Consider the following 15,787-nt stretch of genomic DNA (forward strand, 5'->3'; position numbering starts at 1 on the left):
TTCTTACTATTTATAACAACCAATTCCTTCCCCACTCTAAAATCAAAAGATTTGATGAATCATCTTTATTACAACAGCTAACGTAACAGATGCAGCAAATCCCCCTAAACAAATAAGACCGACACCTTGACTATATGACAAATCTTGAAATGCTTTCATCTTTTTCATCCTTCCTCTCTCCCCTTCGTTATTTTTATTTTACCAATGGAATAATGTTCATAACATCGATTTCACTAACAACAAACTTACAAATTTGTAAGTTAACATCTCAACTTATATATCTAGTATTTCCACAAATGCAAGGCATTTATACATAAAAAAGACCTTGCTATCCCAAGGTCCTTTTTACATTTTATTCAATTTACTTTATAATCATCACCGGACATTTCACACGTTTTGCTATTTTATGACTTACACTACCAAGCACCATCTCTTGCAGTGTATTTAACCCTCTACTTCCAGCTATAACAAGGTCTATATCCCCTGTATTTACATATTGAACGATCGTATCTCCAGGATCACCATGTAATATCGTAATTGTATAAGAAATGTTCTCTTTCTTTAATAAACCTTCAATCTCTTTTAATTTATCTTTTCGGCTAGCCGATATTGTTTCTAAATCTGTTTGGCCTTGTATAATATCTGATTTTGCTGTTCTATTATCTACTACGTACACAACTTCAACATTTGTTTCTTCGCTACATTTCGCAATATATGTTGCATGTTCCGCTGCTCGAAGCGCATGTTCAGAGCCGTCACATGCTAATATAATTTGTTTATACATATGCTGAATCCCCTTTTCGTTATCCTACTCGTATTATATAATAAAGCCCCCTAAAAAGGAGGCTTCTAACTAGCAATTCTTTTATTATAAGTAGCTAAATTAGTAACAAGTTTTGCACTACGTTCATTTAATCCCGTTATACTTACTTTCACGCCACTTTGTTCATACTTCATAATAACTTTATCAATTGATGCCACTGCTGAATCATCCCATATGTGTGCGTGAGAAAAATTCAACTCAATTTCTTTTACATCTTCCTCAAATGAAAAATTATTGATAAGATCTGCCGTAGATGCGAAGAAAAGTTGGCCATGAATTTCGTATATTTTCTTATTTTCAATATATAAATGTTTCACGTGAATCTTTGCCATATTGAATGCAAGTCAACTACCCCCACTGAGATAAAGCATTTCAGTGGGGGCTTGAGTTCGAACGCTAGGTCTTTTCGTCTATCGCTAGACAGTTTGACGCTCCAGCATTCATGCCACCATACGGTAACACCCCAAGTATGTTTTTGGTTGGTACTGGCAACGAACGATTGTTTTCCCACTTGCACCACCCTTTCGAAAAAGAGCAGTTCTTCCTTACGGAAAAAGCCACCACTCAGATGAATCTGGCGTGTGCTACAAGCCCCGACAAGTCGAGTACACATGGATGGTTGACACACCCACTAAGCTATGCGCGAAGCAACAGCCTTACGTTTTTGTACTTCTAATAAAATCGGTGTTTTCACTTTGAGGTGGTCATCCAATTCTACAACTTTTGATTTTTCCAATGTATTCAGCGCACCATTAATATCAGCGTGAATACATGTTCCTGATTGACTTCGATACAGACCACGCGTGATTCGTTTGCCACTAAAGCGATAATGCGTCCTATCATCCTTAGACAAAACAGGAACCGGATCTTTATCAAGAAAACTAGCTTTTGAAGTATAGCTTTCTTCTTGTTTTAAAAATCGTATACCTTCTTTTATACATTTATTCTCAATCGCTGCAATCAGTTTATGAAATGGGATTTGAACAAATGTTTGATTATTCTTTTTCCCTATATCAGATTTTTGTTTCCAACCCGTGTTATACCCTACAACAATCGTATCTATATCAAATTCTCTCACTTTTTTGAACAACAGGCCTACCGCTTGTGAAATGTAACCATTTATTTGTCTTTCCCTTTTATGCCAAAGTGCTGCCATTTTGTTCGTTACAACACGTTTGGAAATTCCATTGTCCATATTTTTTTGTTGCAGATTACATACCATTTTGTTGAAATATTGGTTTATGGATTTTGATTTTTTTCCATCAATTAAAAATGCATCACCTGTATTGGTTACGCAACTTAATAATCTATCTACACCTAAATCGCAACTCAAAGCAATACTTGTGGTCGTGGGTGTTTTCTTCATTTGAGAAACATGCATTTCATATGTGTAATGCACCTCAAAGAACCGACCTTTTTGCTTCGGTACAATCTCAATGTAGGAGATTTTTTTATTTCTTATATTTTTAGGCATACGTATTTGAATAGAACCAAACTTTTTTCTGAATGCAACACTCATCGGAATCATCCAATACCCGTTGTCATCTACTTTTGGAACTTGATAGATTTCAATAATTCGTTTGTCAGTTGTAGAAGAATAATTCGGAAACTTAGGACGACCTGCGAAGGTTTCAGGTTTTTTCTTCCACTGTTCCATTGCTTTAAAAAAGCTCTTCACTTCTGTAAATAAGGCTCTACGAATCGCTTGAACAGAGTTTGATTGAATGCCCCAGTAGTTCATATCGGCTTGCATGGCAGTGTCCACTTCTTTTACAGTAGCCATCTTGTTATGATTCAAGTAACTTTGTTTAATCGTGTACAATCCAACATTTCGCAATGCTTTTGAACTATGTGACATGCGCTGAAGTAACCGAAATTCTTTTGCAGTCAGGCAAGCTCGTCCAATATTCTGTTTCTGCGTGAAACGTTGCATGTCTTCTCTTTTCTTTTGTTTACGTAATACTTTCACTGCTTTCTTTCTAACCATTGTTTTCACCACCTTTCTTAGAAAGTTCATTACTTTTGACAAATCAATATTTGGAACGCAATGCAAAAATAGTCTTCATCACAATTCCTATTGGTTCAAGTAACAAAATGATTATAATTATCAAATTTCGGTGTCTTACGATATATTCCCTCCTTATCTAAGGACAGATTATATAACGAGTAGAAGATTTTGTCCTACGTAAAAGTTTCCTAAATAAAAAGACGCTACCTCAGTAGCGTCTTTGCTTCTTTTATTAATGTCCACCGTGCCCTTGACCATTTTCTTGTACAATCTCTAGCCTCTCATCCAATATACCTTGCGTTTCAAATGAAATATTTTCAGTATTTCCTAATAAGAATCCATGATTGTACGGGCCAAGTGTTGGGTCATCTTTAAACTTCGGTTGAATAGTAGCAAGGAAATTATACACTGGTTGTGAAGCTTTTCCTTCCTCTAATAAGATAACAGGTGCATGTTTACCCATATGTGAAAATGGTGCTCCTGCAACTGCCAAGTCTGGTGTTTTGTTTGAAACAAATGATACACCATGGCCTGGTTTTGTGAACCCCCATCCAAATTTTGTTCTTTCATCTTTAAATTTCGCAAATGCAATAGAATTTTCTACTGGAGTCTCTCCACTAATACGCGTTACTTTCCCGTATTTACTTAACTCTTTTTCTACTGCTTTTGAAATGATTTTTTCTGGTCCTAATACATATATATTCGCTTTATCTTTTCTCATCTTTAATGCCTCTATCGTCGCTTCTGGCACTTTATTCTTTTCTGTATAGAGTAGTGGTTCTGGCATATGAGAAATCCAGTTTACAGCTGGTGTTGTATATAAACGTCCTTCTTCTTCAGACGAACCGATAATAACACTATTTGGGTAGCTTCCTGTTATATCGGCATATTCTTTATCCACATCTTTTGCAAATGTAGCTGGATCTGTTTCTTTTATTTGCTTTACTTTATATTCTTTTAATTGCTCAAGGATAGATGAACCTACATCCCCCATCACCATAATTTGTGTTCCATCTTTCGTTCCGAGCGGATTTAATCGTTTTATTTCTTTTAACGTCATTTCGGGTACCTTTTCTTTTTCTATAAATAAAATTGGCCCGTTATTCGGATGATGAATAAGATCCGCACTCGCAGTACCTAATTGCCACTCGTTTACTGGTACTAAAATAATAGCGCCTGGCTGATTCTCTTTATGCGTTGCTGGCCATATCGTTTGTGAAGTTAATACTGCCATTTGCAAAGGATCGTTTGTGTTTAATCTCGTTACATTTTTTAAACTTGTCGTTAATAAATCATTCGATGCACTTTCGTTCATTTCTTTCGGTGCAGTTACCTCCTGATTCATTTTCATTTCCTTTTGCTCTGTTTTCTTCTCTTCTTTAGATTCATGATTTTTATGATCTGTATTTGTTTGTCCACATGCCGCAAGACCAACTGCTGTAATTATTGTTATCCCAAAAACTCGGGTCATTTTTTTCACTATACCGCCTCCGTATAAATCGTTTTCGAGCCAATATCATTACCTAAAATGGAATTTCAACTTTACAATAACAAGCAATTCTGAAGAAATTATGCAGACGCATTACAATCTGCACCATTTCTTCATGATTTTGCATTACAATTTAAGTAAAAATTATATATGGAGGGCTCTCTATGATTGATATACTGCTCGTAGACGATGAACCGCGAATGCTTGAATTATTAACGCTTTATCTTACTCCAATTGGATATAACTGCATATGTGCACAATCCGGAGAAGAAGCGATTTCACATATAGAAAATCAAAACTTTAAATTTATTTTACTCGATATTATGATGCCAAAGATGGACGGATGGGAAACGTGCAAAAAAATCCGCTCATTTAGTAACGTTCCTATCATTATGGTAACAGCTCGTGATCAAACTGTAGATCTCGTCCGAGGATTAAAAATCGGAGCGGATGATTACGTAACGAAACCTTTCCATGAGGAGGAACTTTTCGCAAGAATTGAAGCTGTTTTAAGGCGCACAAATGAACATAAACAAATCCAATATCACGGGATTATATGGGATGAAGCGAAGCACTCCGTTTCTGTCCATAATGAAGAACTTTTTCTTACTCCAATCGAATTCTCTTTACTCGGATTATTTTTACGTCATGTGAACTACGTATTAAGCCGAGATCAGCTCATTGAACGAATTTGGGGATTAAATACAAATACAGAAGATAGAACAGTCGATTCACATATTCGTAATTTGCGTGATAAATTACGAAAAGTAAATTTCCCTATTGATAATCATTTAAAAACTGTGTACGGAGTCGGATATCGATGGGTTGATACTTTAGATTAAGGAGCAAAACGATGAAGCGAATTTCTATTCAGCTCGGATTTTATTTTTTAATTGTTACACTTTTAATCGAAAGTGTTCTATTTGTCTTGCTTTATTATAGCCTTGTCAACAATAGAGTAAATGAAGAAATGACAGCTTTATTAAAGCGCGGAAATAGTCACAGAGATGTCCTTGAAAAGTATTTTGATAAGCAAACAATCTCCCATGTTGCGCTAATGGAATCCGAGGCCGAAACGACTGTCGTTATTACAAATGCAAATAAGGATGTACTAGCTAAATCCAACGAAATAAATACTACTATAAAAAGACATATTGAAAAGATGCAAACACGGACAGATCATGAAGGCGCAATTATAGAGAATCATTGGAAAACATCTAATTATATATGTACAGTTAGTCCCATTGTAATAGATGGAAAACATGAAGGCTATGTGTACATGTTTCTTGGGACAGAATCCATTGAAAAGATGGTGAATGGGCTAACAAGACAATTCATTATTGCTGGGATCATTACTTTTCTATTAACAGCCATCACCATCTTTCTATTATCACGTTTGTTAACAAAACCATTGTTACACATGAAACATGCTACTGAAAAAATGAGTAAAGGTGATTTATCAGTTTCGTTAACGACTACTCGAAATGATGAAATTGGTGAACTAGCATCGTCTATTCAAACGCTTGCTAATGATTTACATTATATGAAAACAGAGCGAAGTGAATTTCTAGCAAGTGTTGCTCACGAATTACGAACGCCGTTAACATACGTAAGAGGTTATGCTGACATTGCTTTAAAAGAAACCACATCTCCTGAGCAACGTTTGCGATATTTATCGATTATAAAAGACGAATCTGATTACATTACAAACTTAGTTCAAGATTTATTTTCACTTGCACAAATGGAACAACATAACTTTTCTATTCAAGTAAAGGAAGTACATTTACACACCTTCCTTACTCGCATATCTGAAAAAGTAAACGCCATGTATAAAGAAAGATACATTACAGTTTCTTTCTCTTGTCCTCCTACACTGCTAGTAAATTTAGATGAACAACGATTCGAACAAGTTGTGGTGAACATTTTAAATAACGCTTATAGACATTCAAAAGAACATTCTCATATCCGCATTTCTGTTATAGAAGAAAATAAGCGTATCACCATTACAATAGAAGATGAAGGCGAAGGTATTCCTCCTGAAGACCTCCCTCACATTTTCGAACGCTTTTATCGAGTGGATAAAGCAAGATCACGAGCTACCGGTGGAACTGGTTTAGGACTATCTATTGTGAAAGAAATTGTAGAACTACACGGCGGAACTATTACTGTAACGAGCGAAGTCGATCACGGATCTTGCTTTATTATTTCATTGCCATCTATACAAAAACACGACTACCATCAGTAGTCGTGTTTCTTTATCATTTTACTTTATAATATAAATTCACAAATTGCCCAAAACGTTTCGTATCTGTTAAAGTTAAATGAATTTCCGGGTTCTTATTTTGGAATAACGGAACCCCAGAACCTAATATATGCGGTGTAATCGTAACAACATATTCATCAATTAGATTATTCTTAAAGAACTCTCTTAAGAGACTCCCTCCACCGACCATCCATATTTTAGATCCTTCTTGTGCTTTTAACCTTTTTGTAAACTCCACTACATCTTCATTTACAAACTCCACGTGTTCGTTTGAACCTTTTTGTGAGTTAGAAAAAACATAACATTTTTTATCTACATACGGGAATGGTTCTATATGCTCTACTACATAATCGTACGTTCTTTTCCCCATAATTATTGTATCAATTGTTTCATACATTTCTGTATAACCGTTATCTCCCTCTCCTTCCGTTTCCATTAACCACTCTAAATCATCATTTTCTTTCGCAATATATCCATCTAAGCTCGCCGCAATAAATAAAACAATTTCACGTGACATCTCTTTTCCTCCTTGTGTTTCATCTTGATAACATTATGATGTAAACAATATACTAACAATAAAACATGACACTTTATGTCACGTTAAATAGAAAAAGGTGATACATTTGTCAAAAGCTAAACGCTTATTAGATATTCTTATATTTGCTTCTGCCAAAAAGACATTTACAGCTCAAGAAATAGCTGACGAATTTAATATTTCTGTTCGTACTGTCCATAGATATATTGTAGATTTAAGTGATATGGGATTACCTATTTATGCTGAACAAGGTCGTAATGGAGGCTATAAAGTATTAACAAATAGAGTCATTCCCCCTATATTATTTACGGAAGAAGAAGCAGTCTCCATCTTTTTTGCATTTCAATCTTTAAGCTACTACAGAAACTTGCCTTTTAACACAGAAATCAATTCCGTTACACATAAACTGTATAGCTCTCTACAGCATGATGCGAAAGCAAAAGTTGATAAAATACGTTCTTATATCGCTTTTTGGAATCCGAAGAGAACAATTAATACACCTCTTTTAAACGAAGTACTAACTGCGGCTATTGAAAATAAAAATTTACACTTTCAATACGAATCTAAATCGGGGATAAAAACAAAACATGTTCATCCTATCGGTGTATATGCGCATGACGGGCTATGGTACTTACCATCCTATGACTTCAGTAGAAAAAAAGTATTACTGTATCGCGTTGATCGTATTCTTTCTATATTATCAATGGAAGAAAATGAAGATACATTCATGAATTTAGAAGAGTGGTTTGCCTCTAACTCTAACGTAATACATAGTCCTACTCAGTTACATGTTTTACTAACAACAGAAGGTGTACGCCAATGTAAAAGCGTTCCTTACCTTGAAGAATTCGTAGTAGTAAACGAAGACGGGACAGGATATATACATTCAACAATTGATAAAGGTGAAATAAACTTTATTATCCCTTTATTTTATAGACTTGGGAAAGATGCACGAGTTTTAGAACCGAAAGAATTGATAGACGGTTTACGTATACGTGCAAAAGAAATTTTACATATGTATGAAGACTAAAAAGCTGCTACATATAAGCAGCTTTTTAGTCTAGTTATTTAACTATTGACGAATATCAATCCACCAACGGTATTCCGCATTCATATTTTCAGTACTTCCATTCCCTCTGTAATGGAAAGCATCAAGGAAGATGGAATCTAGTTTATCCTCATCTACAAAATAACCTAACTTAACATTTACCGTTTGTCCTGGTCGGATACTACCAATATTGTAAAAGCTTTTTCCCTCTCCGTGAGGTTCTAAATAATCAACCTCGCCCGTCATAATATTTTTCTCGGCAATTCCATCTTCTTCAGCGTATTTCCATACATTACCTTCAGATTTAAGCAGCTTTATAGATGGATGCATATAGATTTCTTCTGTCGCTTGCTTACCTATATTTTTAACTGTTGTTGTTAAGTAAACAAATTTAGGATGAACTAATTTTGACTCTACTAATTGATCAATTGAATCTTTACCATTTCCTAGCTTATATTTATCCCTTCTATATGGTTTCAATTGTCCAGCTTGATCCAAAGCTTGATTCTTGCTTAGTATCCCTAAGCCCATTTCATAAAAGTTCTCTTGTTTAAAATCTTTGATTGAATCAAAGACTTCAACTTTTTCTATCACATATTCAATTTGGCTGTTATCCATAGATATCGTTACTGGCACCTTTTGTCCTATATGAAATAGTCGTTTACTATCTTTTTTCAATGGAATCACCTTATTTTCTTTCGGTTCAGCTGCTTTGGTAAAGCGATTTTCATCATAATCTGCTATATATGATGCCTTTTCTTTTGACGTAGGCTCAAGTGAAATACTCCCTAACACATCTATCATTTGTTCTTCGTTTACATCGGATCCAATATAACTTTCTAGCATAATCCCTTCTTTCTCAAAAAAGAGAAAGACCTTTCTGTCAAACATTACGTTGTTGTTTCCAGTTTCTTTATGGACAATTACTGCTTTCCTGCCATTTATCTCTTTTTCTTCATAACTTTTTGAATATAAAGTTTGAAAATCCGCATTTTCTCCCACTCTCGAAAGAACGAATGAAAATCCACCCATTGCGTAGTTATCTTTAAATGAATATTTCATAGCAGAATCATCAATTGCTTCCATATTTTCTGGCAATTTACCAACCTTCAACTTATACCACTGATCACTCTTTTTCGAATCCTTATTTGTTAAGGAAACATTTACTTCGTAATTTTGTTTTTGAACAATCATATTATAGACTTTCACTGCACCAAAAACGGTTGTCGGCATGCCAATCAATAAGCAAGCAGCAGCGATTAACATACGATGTCTTTTACGCTTTTTCTGCGGTTGTCCATCTTTCAGCTTCATTTCTTCCATAAACAATTTCTTTTTGCGCGTATATGTATGTGAAAATTCATGTTGTTCTTCGAGTTTATCAAAATCATCTAAAGCAATCTTTTCAGCAAGTTCATATATTTCTTTGGAGTTCTTTGAATTCGTCATGTTGTATACCTCCTATAATAGTTTGGACTCGTTTTCGAGCGCGTTCAAACTGCTTGCGGACATTGACCTCCGTTATCCCCATAACACTTGAAATTTCTTGATACGTTAAGTTATAGAAGACTTTGTACTTAAACACCTGTCTATTAGATTCATTTAACTCTTTTAGCAATGCATCAATTTGAACCTCAGACATTTTACGTTTTTCCCACTCTTCAATATTTTCATCTACTGCCTCTACTGATTCTCTTTCATATTCTTCTAAAAATGTTTCATGTCGTTTATTTTTCCGGTAACTATCAATCGCCTTGTTTTTCGCAATCCTCAAAATGTAACGTTTAAGCTCTTGAGTAGCCAAACTATGAAGCTTTTCCAAGTTCTTATAAAGAGTAATAAACGTCTCTTGAACCACATCTTCAGCCTGTTGAATATTATTTAAAATAGAATACGCTACATAATAAATCTTTTGTTCATACAACTCATATAGCTCTTCCATCTTTTCATAATCGTTGTTTGTAACCTTCATATAATTCCTCCTCTCACTCTATATAACGAATGAGCACCATACTTTGTGACACTGCAAAATCTTTTTATAGATAAAATTTAATAATAGGATAAACAAAAGCCCAATTTCTCTATTTTAACTGAGAAATTGGGCTTTTTAATATTAGAATTTTCCTGACCGCTACGCCTTTTCAATAAGCAGCATATGCTCTATCGCTTCTTTTAACAAATGCTTAGTCTCTTCAAAATTATGATTGTGCTTTTCTCCCGATTGTACCGTATAAAATTCAGCAAACGAGCGCTCTTTATATCTTGGTACGACATGCATATGGTAATGTGTTAACTCGTTAAATACTCCACCATTTTGACAAACTGTAACTCCATCTGGTTTATATAATGCCTTAATCGCTTTTGCAATAATCTTAGAAGCATCCATAATGGATTTTGCTACAACATCATCTAATTCATCTACTTCTACAACATGCTGTTTTGGCACAATTAAAGTATGTCCTGGATTGAAAGGTGCATGATCTAAAAAGCATGTTACATAGTCATCTTCATATACTTTATATATTTTTTCCTCTCCGCCTGCTAATTTACACCCTAAACATTCCATCATATTTCCCCCTTTATTAAAAACATAAAAACGTGAGAGCTATATTCTCACGCTTTTATATTTCACTTTATTAGTTCAATTGTTTCCGTAACTTGTATACTATCTTTTACCGATTGAACTATCGTGCAATTTTTCACTGCAAGCTGTAGCGCCTTGTCCAACTGCTCTTCTGTAATGTTTTGTGCTTTAATTTTATAGTGCAAATGAACACTTTCAACTGGTTTTGATAATGCTTCACTTCTACCAATTTCCGTTTCAATTGTAAACGTATCGTATGGAATACGTTTCTTTTCTAAAATTGTTCGAAAGACAATTGCACTACATCCTGCAATTGAAGAAATGAGTAATTGTAATGGTGAATACCCGTTTTCTTTTCCAATCGCTAATTGACCATACGATAAATCTGCCTCAATATCATCTTGTTTGATGGTTAGTTTCATTTGTTGTCTCCACCTTCATCGGTTTCTGCCGTTTCTTATTTATATAATAATATATGTAGCAGAAAATGATAAATGGAATACCACAATATAACGCCATTCTTTGTTCTGGAATAAACGCTAAACTAATAACGACGATACTATTTGTAATTAAAGCTAAAATAGGAACAATTGGATATAACGGTGTTCTATATTTTAAGTCCTCTAACTTTCCTCCGCCTTTTATATACTGACTTCTAAAGCGAAGTTGTGACAGGGCAATAATGATCCAACTTGAAACAGCTGATAAACCAGCTATAGATAATAAGTACATGTATACTGTATCTTCTGCAAGGAAGCTTGTTAATAAAGATAATGCAGCTACAGCAATTGTTACAACTAACGCTGTAATTGGAATACCACGTTTATTTACTTTTTGGAAAGACTTTGGTGCCATTCCTTCATTTGCAAGTGACCATAGTATACGAGTTGCCGCATATAACCCTGAATTCGCTACAGATAGTAACGCTGTAATAATAACGAAGTTCATAATATCAGCTGCATATGGAATACCGATTTTATCAAATACAACTACGAACGGACTTTCAATTACGCCAGCTTCTTTCCAAGAAATTAATCCTACTAAAATCGTCATTGTTAAAATGAAGAATAACATAATGCGCCATACTGTATTACGGATCGCGCGTGGAATTGTTTTTTCTGGATTTTCACTTTCTCCCGCTGCAATCCCGATTAACTCTGTTCCTTGAAACGAGAAGTTCACTGTAATCATTGTAAGTAATACGGCAGCTAGTCCATTCGGGAATAATCCGCCATCGCTTACAAAGTTAGAAAATAGAGGTGCTGCTTCTTTTCCGTCATATGATATAAACCCTAATAATGCACTACCACCAAGAACAACAAATGCAAGAATTGTAATTACTTTAATACTAGAAAACCAAAATTCTAATTCAGCATAACTTTTCGCCGAAATTGCGTTTGACGCATATAAAATAACACCGAATACGAGACACCATACCCAAACATCAACATTCGGAAACCATCTTTTCATCATTAAACCGATTGACGTTAATTCTAGTCCTACTGTTACTGCCCAACCAAGCCAATATAGCCAGCCGATCATAAAGCCCGTTCCTGGTCCAATAAACTTCGTCGCATACTTTTGGAAAGAACCTGAAACTGGCATCGCTACCGTTAACTCTCCAAGACAAAGCATTGTTAAATACATAATAAATCCGCCCACTAAATAGGAAAGGATGGCTCCCCCTGGTCCAGCCTGATTAATGGTGTAACCTGAACCTAAGAAAAAACCAGTCCCGATTACACCACCTAGTGCGATCATAAATAAATGTCTACTCTTCATCGTACGATGTAATTTCTCATTCGTTGGTTGCTGCATCTAAATCCTCCCCCTACCAATACCCCTATATCTTGTTAAAATTTTCTGATAATAAAAATATACACGAAAGCGATTACATTTTCTATATAAAATTAAAACTTTTCTGATAAAATAATATAAAAAATTGAATTATTGCAAGATTTAGATTCTATTTAGAGGAAAATAAGGATAAACAAGGAAAAAACCCTTACATATATTGTAAGAGTCAACGAAGTTCTAATCTTCTCGATAAAATTGATAAACTATAATTTACGATAAAGTACATACAAGCTACTACCATAAACGTTGGAATCATATAATTTACATTTTGTCCGCTAATAATTTGAGCATTATGCATAAGCTCTGGCAGTGATATAACAACTGCTAATGATGTATCTTTTAACAATGAAATAAACTGACTAACAAGCGGCGGAACCATTCTTCTTAACGCTTGCGGTAAAATAATGTGCCAAAGCGCTTGCACATACGTTAACCCTGAAGACCTTGCAGCCTCAATCTGTCCTTTCTCAATAGATAATAGGCCACTTCGAACAATTTCAGATATCATTGCTGCTTCAAATATTGTTAATGCAACAATTGCAGCTGTTATAATTTCTAATTTCAAGCCTGCTTCTGGAAGTGCAAAATACGTGAAAAATATAATTAATAGTAGTGGTAAGTTTCGAATTACTTCAACGATAATTCCTAATATTTGTGAGACAATAGGGATTTTCATGTAGCGCAATATCCCTATTACACTACCAATAATAAAACTAAGTACAATTGCTATGAGTGCTACCTCTAGCGTTATAAGTAATCCTTTTAATAAAAATAGAATATGATCACCTGTTATTGCTCCCTTAAAATCCATTTACACCGCCTCCTTTGCTAAGCGTTTTTCTAAATAACGCACTAGCATACTGAGCGGAATTGTTAATATTAAATAAAACATCCCGACAAATATATACACATCGAACGTAACAAATGTCTTCGTTGAAATTAAGTCTCCTTGATACATTAAATCAGCTCCAGCAATAATTCCGAGTATGGAAGAGTTTTTTACTAAATTGAGAAATTGGTTTCCTAGAGGAGGGATTACAATTTTCATCGCTTGGGGTAAAACGACATGGTACATCGCTTGCGTATAAGTCAATCCTGAAGAACGTGCTGCTTCCATCTGACCTTTCGCGACTGATAAAATACCAGCGCGAATAACTTCCGCAATAAACGCTGCAGTATATACGGTAAGCGTAACCGTTCCTGCTACAAAACCATTTAAAGTAATTCCTACTACAGGTAAAGCGAAATAGAATATAAATGCAATTAATACGAGTGGAATATTTCTTACAAATTCTACAAAAGTTGCTCCCAACCAATTTAAAATGCGAATCGGTGCAATACGCATTACCGCTAATATTATGCCTAAAATAAAACTGCCTATTAATGCGATGACACTAGACATCACTGTATATTTAAATCCTTCTAAATACATATCAATGTTATTCGTTAATATAGAAAAATCAGGCACATATTCTCCCCTCTTTCTTTAGAAGAAGAGGATGAGTACTCTCATCCTCTCACTTTTACTATTTATCACTTTACTTCTCTGGTTTTTGCCCAATCCATTTCTCATATAATTTGTCATACTCTCCGCTTGCTTTCATGTCTTTAATTAAGCTATTAATCTCTTTCGTTAAATCATCTGCACCTTTTTGAACTGCAATTCCGTACGGCTCATCCGTGAAAATTTTCCCTACAACTTCATAATTCGAATCTTGTTTTGCCATGCCGTAAAGAATTGCATTATCTGTCGTTAACACATCACCTTTCCCTGCTTTTAACGCCGTAAATGCCTCACTGTAATTTTCAAATTCTAATACAGTCGCTTCCGGTGATTTTTGGCGAATGTTATTTGTAGACGTTGAACCTTTGACAGCTAACACTTTCACGCCCTTTTTCACATCATCAATACTCTTAATATCGCTCCCTTTTTTCACAAGTAACGATTGTCCTGCTTTAAAATATACATCTGAAAAATCCACTTCTTTTTTACGTTCTTCTGTAATTGTCATCGTTGCGATAATTGCATCAATATCGCCGTTTTTCAATAGTGGAATACGTGTTTTTGACGTTACTTCCTTCAGCTCCAATTTCTTTTCATCACCAAGAATTTTTTTCGCAAGCGCCTTTGCAACATCAACATCGAATCCTTCTACTTGCCCTGTTGAAGGGTTTTTCAATCCAAATAAGTTCGTATCATTCTTCACCCCAACTATTAATTTCCCGCGCTTCTTAATTTGCTCAACAGCCCCGCCTTGCTTCGTATTCGTTTCTTTTGCCTCATCTTTTTTACTACCGCACCCGGCAACGACAAGTACGAATAAACATGAAAATACAATTAAGGTAAACAACTTTTTCATTTTAAGCATAAAATTCCTCCTTTAATGATTTAACACTCGACTTAAAAATAGACGCGCTCTTTCTTGTTCAGGACTCGCAAAAAATTGCGCCGGTGTTGTATCCTCAATGATTTTGCCATCATCCATAAATAAAATCCGATCAGCTACCTCTCGCGCGAATCCCATTTCATGCGTGACAACGACCATCGTCATCCCTTCTTTAGCTAGCGTTTTCATAACGTCAAGTACTTCTCCAATCATCTCTGGATCAAGAGCAGACGTAGGCTCATCAAATAGCATAATTTCCGGCTGCATTGCGAGCCCTCTAGCAATTGCTACCCTTTGTTGTTGTCCTCCGGATAATTGATGTGGGTATACGTTAGCCTTCTCCGGAATTCCTACTTTCTCTAAATAAAATATCGCTGTTTTCTCAGCTTCCTCTTTTGAAATTTTATTTACTTTAATAGGTGCTAGTGTAATATTTTGAAGAACCGTTTTATGTGGATATAAATAAAAATGTTGAAAGACCATTCCGATATTTCGGCGTAATTCATTCATATCTGTTTTGGCATTGTGTACCTCCGTATTTTGTACAATTAACTCTCCATCTGTAATTGTCTCTAGCTGATTTATGCAACGAAGCAACGTGCTTTTTCCCGATCCTGAAGGCCCAACAACTACTACCACTTCACCTTTCTTCACTTGCACATTAATATCTTTTAAAACTTGAAAATTGCCATAATATTTATTTACGTTACGAAACTCTATCAACATACTCCCCCCTTCCTCTAACAAAGCATGTACATTCTTTTTATATTCAAAAATAAGCAAAAAAATAACT

At 35.0% G+C, this 15,787-nt stretch carries 17 protein-coding genes and 1 pseudogene; 3 read left to right on the forward strand and 15 right to left on the reverse strand.

Features of this window, described 5'->3' with window-relative positions; translation table 11 throughout:
* Positions 1-42 precede the first annotated feature (42 nt).
* The 5 genes and pseudogenes from ACTFSI_RS22105 to ACTFSI_RS22125 form a co-directional block, all read right to left on the reverse strand.
* A complete protein-coding gene (locus ACTFSI_RS22105; protein ID WP_080776439.1) occupies positions 43-168 on the reverse strand; it encodes a DUF4027 family protein in 126 nt (41 codons plus the stop codon).
* Positions 169-361: 193 nt separating this feature from the next.
* A complete protein-coding gene (locus tag ACTFSI_RS22110; RefSeq protein ID WP_000277998.1) occupies positions 362-784 on the reverse strand; it encodes a universal stress protein in 423 nt (140 codons plus the stop codon).
* A 65-nt stretch (positions 785-849) separates the two neighbouring features.
* Positions 850-1,164, reverse strand: a pseudogene (locus ACTFSI_RS22115) (STAS domain-containing protein); the annotation flags it as partial.
* Positions 1,165-1,454: 290 nt separating this feature from the next.
* A complete protein-coding gene (locus ACTFSI_RS22120; protein WP_000251806.1) occupies positions 1,455-2,810 on the reverse strand; it encodes an RNA-guided endonuclease TnpB family protein in 1,356 nt (451 codons plus the stop codon).
* A 253-nt stretch (positions 2,811-3,063) separates the two neighbouring features.
* Complete coding sequence (locus ACTFSI_RS22125) at positions 3,064-4,311, reverse strand: cell wall-binding repeat-containing protein (RefSeq protein ID WP_044791353.1); 1,248 nt, start codon at positions 4,309-4,311, stop codon at positions 3,064-3,066.
* Positions 4,312-4,484: 173 nt separating this feature from the next.
* Here ACTFSI_RS22125 and ACTFSI_RS22130 point away from each other — a divergent pair, with 173 nt between their 5' ends.
* The gene (locus ACTFSI_RS22130) at positions 4,485-5,162 is read left to right on the forward strand and encodes a response regulator transcription factor (RefSeq protein ID WP_000565452.1); all 678 of its coding nucleotides are present in this window, start codon (positions 4,485-4,487) and stop codon (positions 5,160-5,162) included.
* Between the two features lie 11 nt (positions 5,163-5,173).
* Positions 5,174-6,565, forward strand: coding sequence for a sensor histidine kinase (locus tag ACTFSI_RS22135; protein WP_000822566.1), 1,392 nt, complete (start codon positions 5,174-5,176; stop codon positions 6,563-6,565).
* 13 nt (positions 6,566-6,578) lie between these two features.
* Here the strand turns inward: ACTFSI_RS22135 and ACTFSI_RS22140 are convergent, their stop codons facing one another.
* Positions 6,579-7,100, reverse strand: coding sequence for a dihydrofolate reductase family protein (locus tag ACTFSI_RS22140; protein WP_000085785.1), 522 nt, complete (start codon positions 7,098-7,100; stop codon positions 6,579-6,581).
* A gap of 97 nt (positions 7,101-7,197) precedes the next feature.
* Between ACTFSI_RS22140 and ACTFSI_RS22145 the strand changes: the two genes are divergently transcribed.
* Positions 7,198-8,148, forward strand: coding sequence for a helix-turn-helix transcriptional regulator (locus ACTFSI_RS22145; RefSeq protein WP_138322484.1), 951 nt, complete (start codon positions 7,198-7,200; stop codon positions 8,146-8,148).
* 42 nt (positions 8,149-8,190) lie between these two features.
* On the opposite strand, the gene ACTFSI_RS22150 is transcribed toward ACTFSI_RS22145, so the two are convergent.
* The 9 genes from ACTFSI_RS22150 to ACTFSI_RS22190 all read right to left on the reverse strand — a co-directional run bounded on the left by ACTFSI_RS22150 (position 8,191) and on the right by ACTFSI_RS22190 (position 15,717).
* Entirely contained in the window at positions 8,191-9,615 is a 1,425-nt protein-coding gene (locus tag ACTFSI_RS22150; RefSeq protein WP_000185105.1) for a DUF4367 domain-containing protein, read from the reverse strand.
* Positions 9,581-10,138, reverse strand: coding sequence for an RNA polymerase sigma factor (locus tag ACTFSI_RS22155; RefSeq protein ID WP_000869282.1), 558 nt, complete (start codon positions 10,136-10,138; stop codon positions 9,581-9,583). The genes ACTFSI_RS22150 and ACTFSI_RS22155 overlap by 35 nt, the downstream gene beginning before the upstream one ends.
* Before the next feature lie 159 nt (positions 10,139-10,297).
* Positions 10,298-10,735: an HIT family protein gene (locus ACTFSI_RS22160; protein ID WP_228547395.1), complete on the reverse strand. Its 438-nt coding sequence runs from the start codon at positions 10,733-10,735 to the stop codon at positions 10,298-10,300.
* A 59-nt stretch (positions 10,736-10,794) separates the two neighbouring features.
* Positions 10,795-11,172 carry an OsmC family protein gene (locus tag ACTFSI_RS22165; RefSeq protein ID WP_000778859.1) on the reverse strand — a complete coding sequence of 126 codons (378 nt, stop codon included), beginning with the start codon at positions 11,170-11,172 and terminating at the stop codon, positions 10,795-10,797.
* Positions 11,147-12,568 carry an amino acid permease gene (locus ACTFSI_RS22170; RefSeq protein WP_001187091.1) on the reverse strand — a complete coding sequence of 474 codons (1,422 nt, stop codon included), beginning with the start codon at positions 12,566-12,568 and terminating at the stop codon, positions 11,147-11,149. The genes ACTFSI_RS22165 and ACTFSI_RS22170 overlap by 26 nt, the downstream gene beginning before the upstream one ends.
* Positions 12,569-12,773: 205 nt before the next feature.
* Positions 12,774-13,418: an amino acid ABC transporter permease gene (locus ACTFSI_RS22175; RefSeq protein ID WP_000345953.1), complete on the reverse strand. Its 645-nt coding sequence runs from the start codon at positions 13,416-13,418 to the stop codon at positions 12,774-12,776.
* Positions 13,419-14,075: an amino acid ABC transporter permease gene (locus ACTFSI_RS22180; RefSeq protein WP_001112662.1), complete on the reverse strand. Its 657-nt coding sequence runs from the start codon at positions 14,073-14,075 to the stop codon at positions 13,419-13,421. It abuts the gene before it with no gap.
* Between the two features lie 70 nt (positions 14,076-14,145).
* The gene (gene glnH / locus ACTFSI_RS22185) at positions 14,146-14,976 is read right to left on the reverse strand and encodes a glutamine ABC transporter substrate-binding protein GlnH (RefSeq protein WP_000916475.1); all 831 of its coding nucleotides are present in this window, start codon (positions 14,974-14,976) and stop codon (positions 14,146-14,148) included.
* Positions 14,977-14,988: 12 nt separating this feature from the next.
* Complete coding sequence (locus tag ACTFSI_RS22190) at positions 14,989-15,717, reverse strand: amino acid ABC transporter ATP-binding protein (RefSeq protein ID WP_014481570.1); 729 nt, start codon at positions 15,715-15,717, stop codon at positions 14,989-14,991.
* Positions 15,718-15,787: the final 70 nt, after the last annotated feature.

Source organism: Bacillus cereus group sp. MYBK101-2, assembly GCF_051918845.1.
In the GTDB taxonomy this organism is placed as follows: domain Bacteria; phylum Bacillota; class Bacilli; order Bacillales; family Bacillaceae_G; genus Bacillus_A; species Bacillus_A paranthracis.

Bases quoted from the DNA above. Each gene is read 5' to 3' on its own strand.
- ACTFSI_RS22105 (WP_080776439.1), bottom strand. From the start codon at position 168: ATGAAAAAGATGAAAGCATTTCAAGATTTGTCATATAGTCAAGGTGTC.
- ACTFSI_RS22110 (WP_000277998.1), bottom strand. From the start codon at position 784: ATGTATAAACAAATTATATTAGCATGTGACGGCTCTGAACATGCGCTT.
- ACTFSI_RS22120 (WP_000251806.1), bottom strand. From the start codon at position 2,810: ATGGTTAGAAAGAAAGCAGTGAAAGTATTACGTAAACAAAAGAAAAGA.
- ACTFSI_RS22130 (WP_000565452.1), top strand. From the start codon at position 4,485: ATGATTGATATACTGCTCGTAGACGATGAACCGCGAATGCTTGAATTA.
- ACTFSI_RS22135 (WP_000822566.1), top strand. From the start codon at position 5,174: ATGAAGCGAATTTCTATTCAGCTCGGATTTTATTTTTTAATTGTTACA.
- ACTFSI_RS22140 (WP_000085785.1), bottom strand. From the start codon at position 7,100: ATGTCACGTGAAATTGTTTTATTTATTGCGGCGAGCTTAGATGGATAT.
- ACTFSI_RS22150 (WP_000185105.1), bottom strand. From the start codon at position 9,615: ATGACGAATTCAAAGAACTCCAAAGAAATATATGAACTTGCTGAAAAG.
- ACTFSI_RS22155 (WP_000869282.1), bottom strand. From the start codon at position 10,138: ATGAAGGTTACAAACAACGATTATGAAAAGATGGAAGAGCTATATGAG.
- ACTFSI_RS22160 (WP_228547395.1), bottom strand. From the start codon at position 10,735: ATGATGGAATGTTTAGGGTGTAAATTAGCAGGCGGAGAGGAAAAAATA.
- ACTFSI_RS22165 (WP_000778859.1), bottom strand. From the start codon at position 11,172: ATGAAACTAACCATCAAACAAGATGATATTGAGGCAGATTTATCGTAT.
- ACTFSI_RS22170 (WP_001187091.1), bottom strand. From the start codon at position 12,568: ATGCAGCAACCAACGAATGAGAAATTACATCGTACGATGAAGAGTAGA.
- ACTFSI_RS22175 (WP_000345953.1), bottom strand. From the start codon at position 13,418: ATGGATTTTAAGGGAGCAATAACAGGTGATCATATTCTATTTTTATTA.
- glnH (WP_000916475.1), bottom strand. From the start codon at position 14,976: ATGCTTAAAATGAAAAAGTTGTTTACCTTAATTGTATTTTCATGTTTA.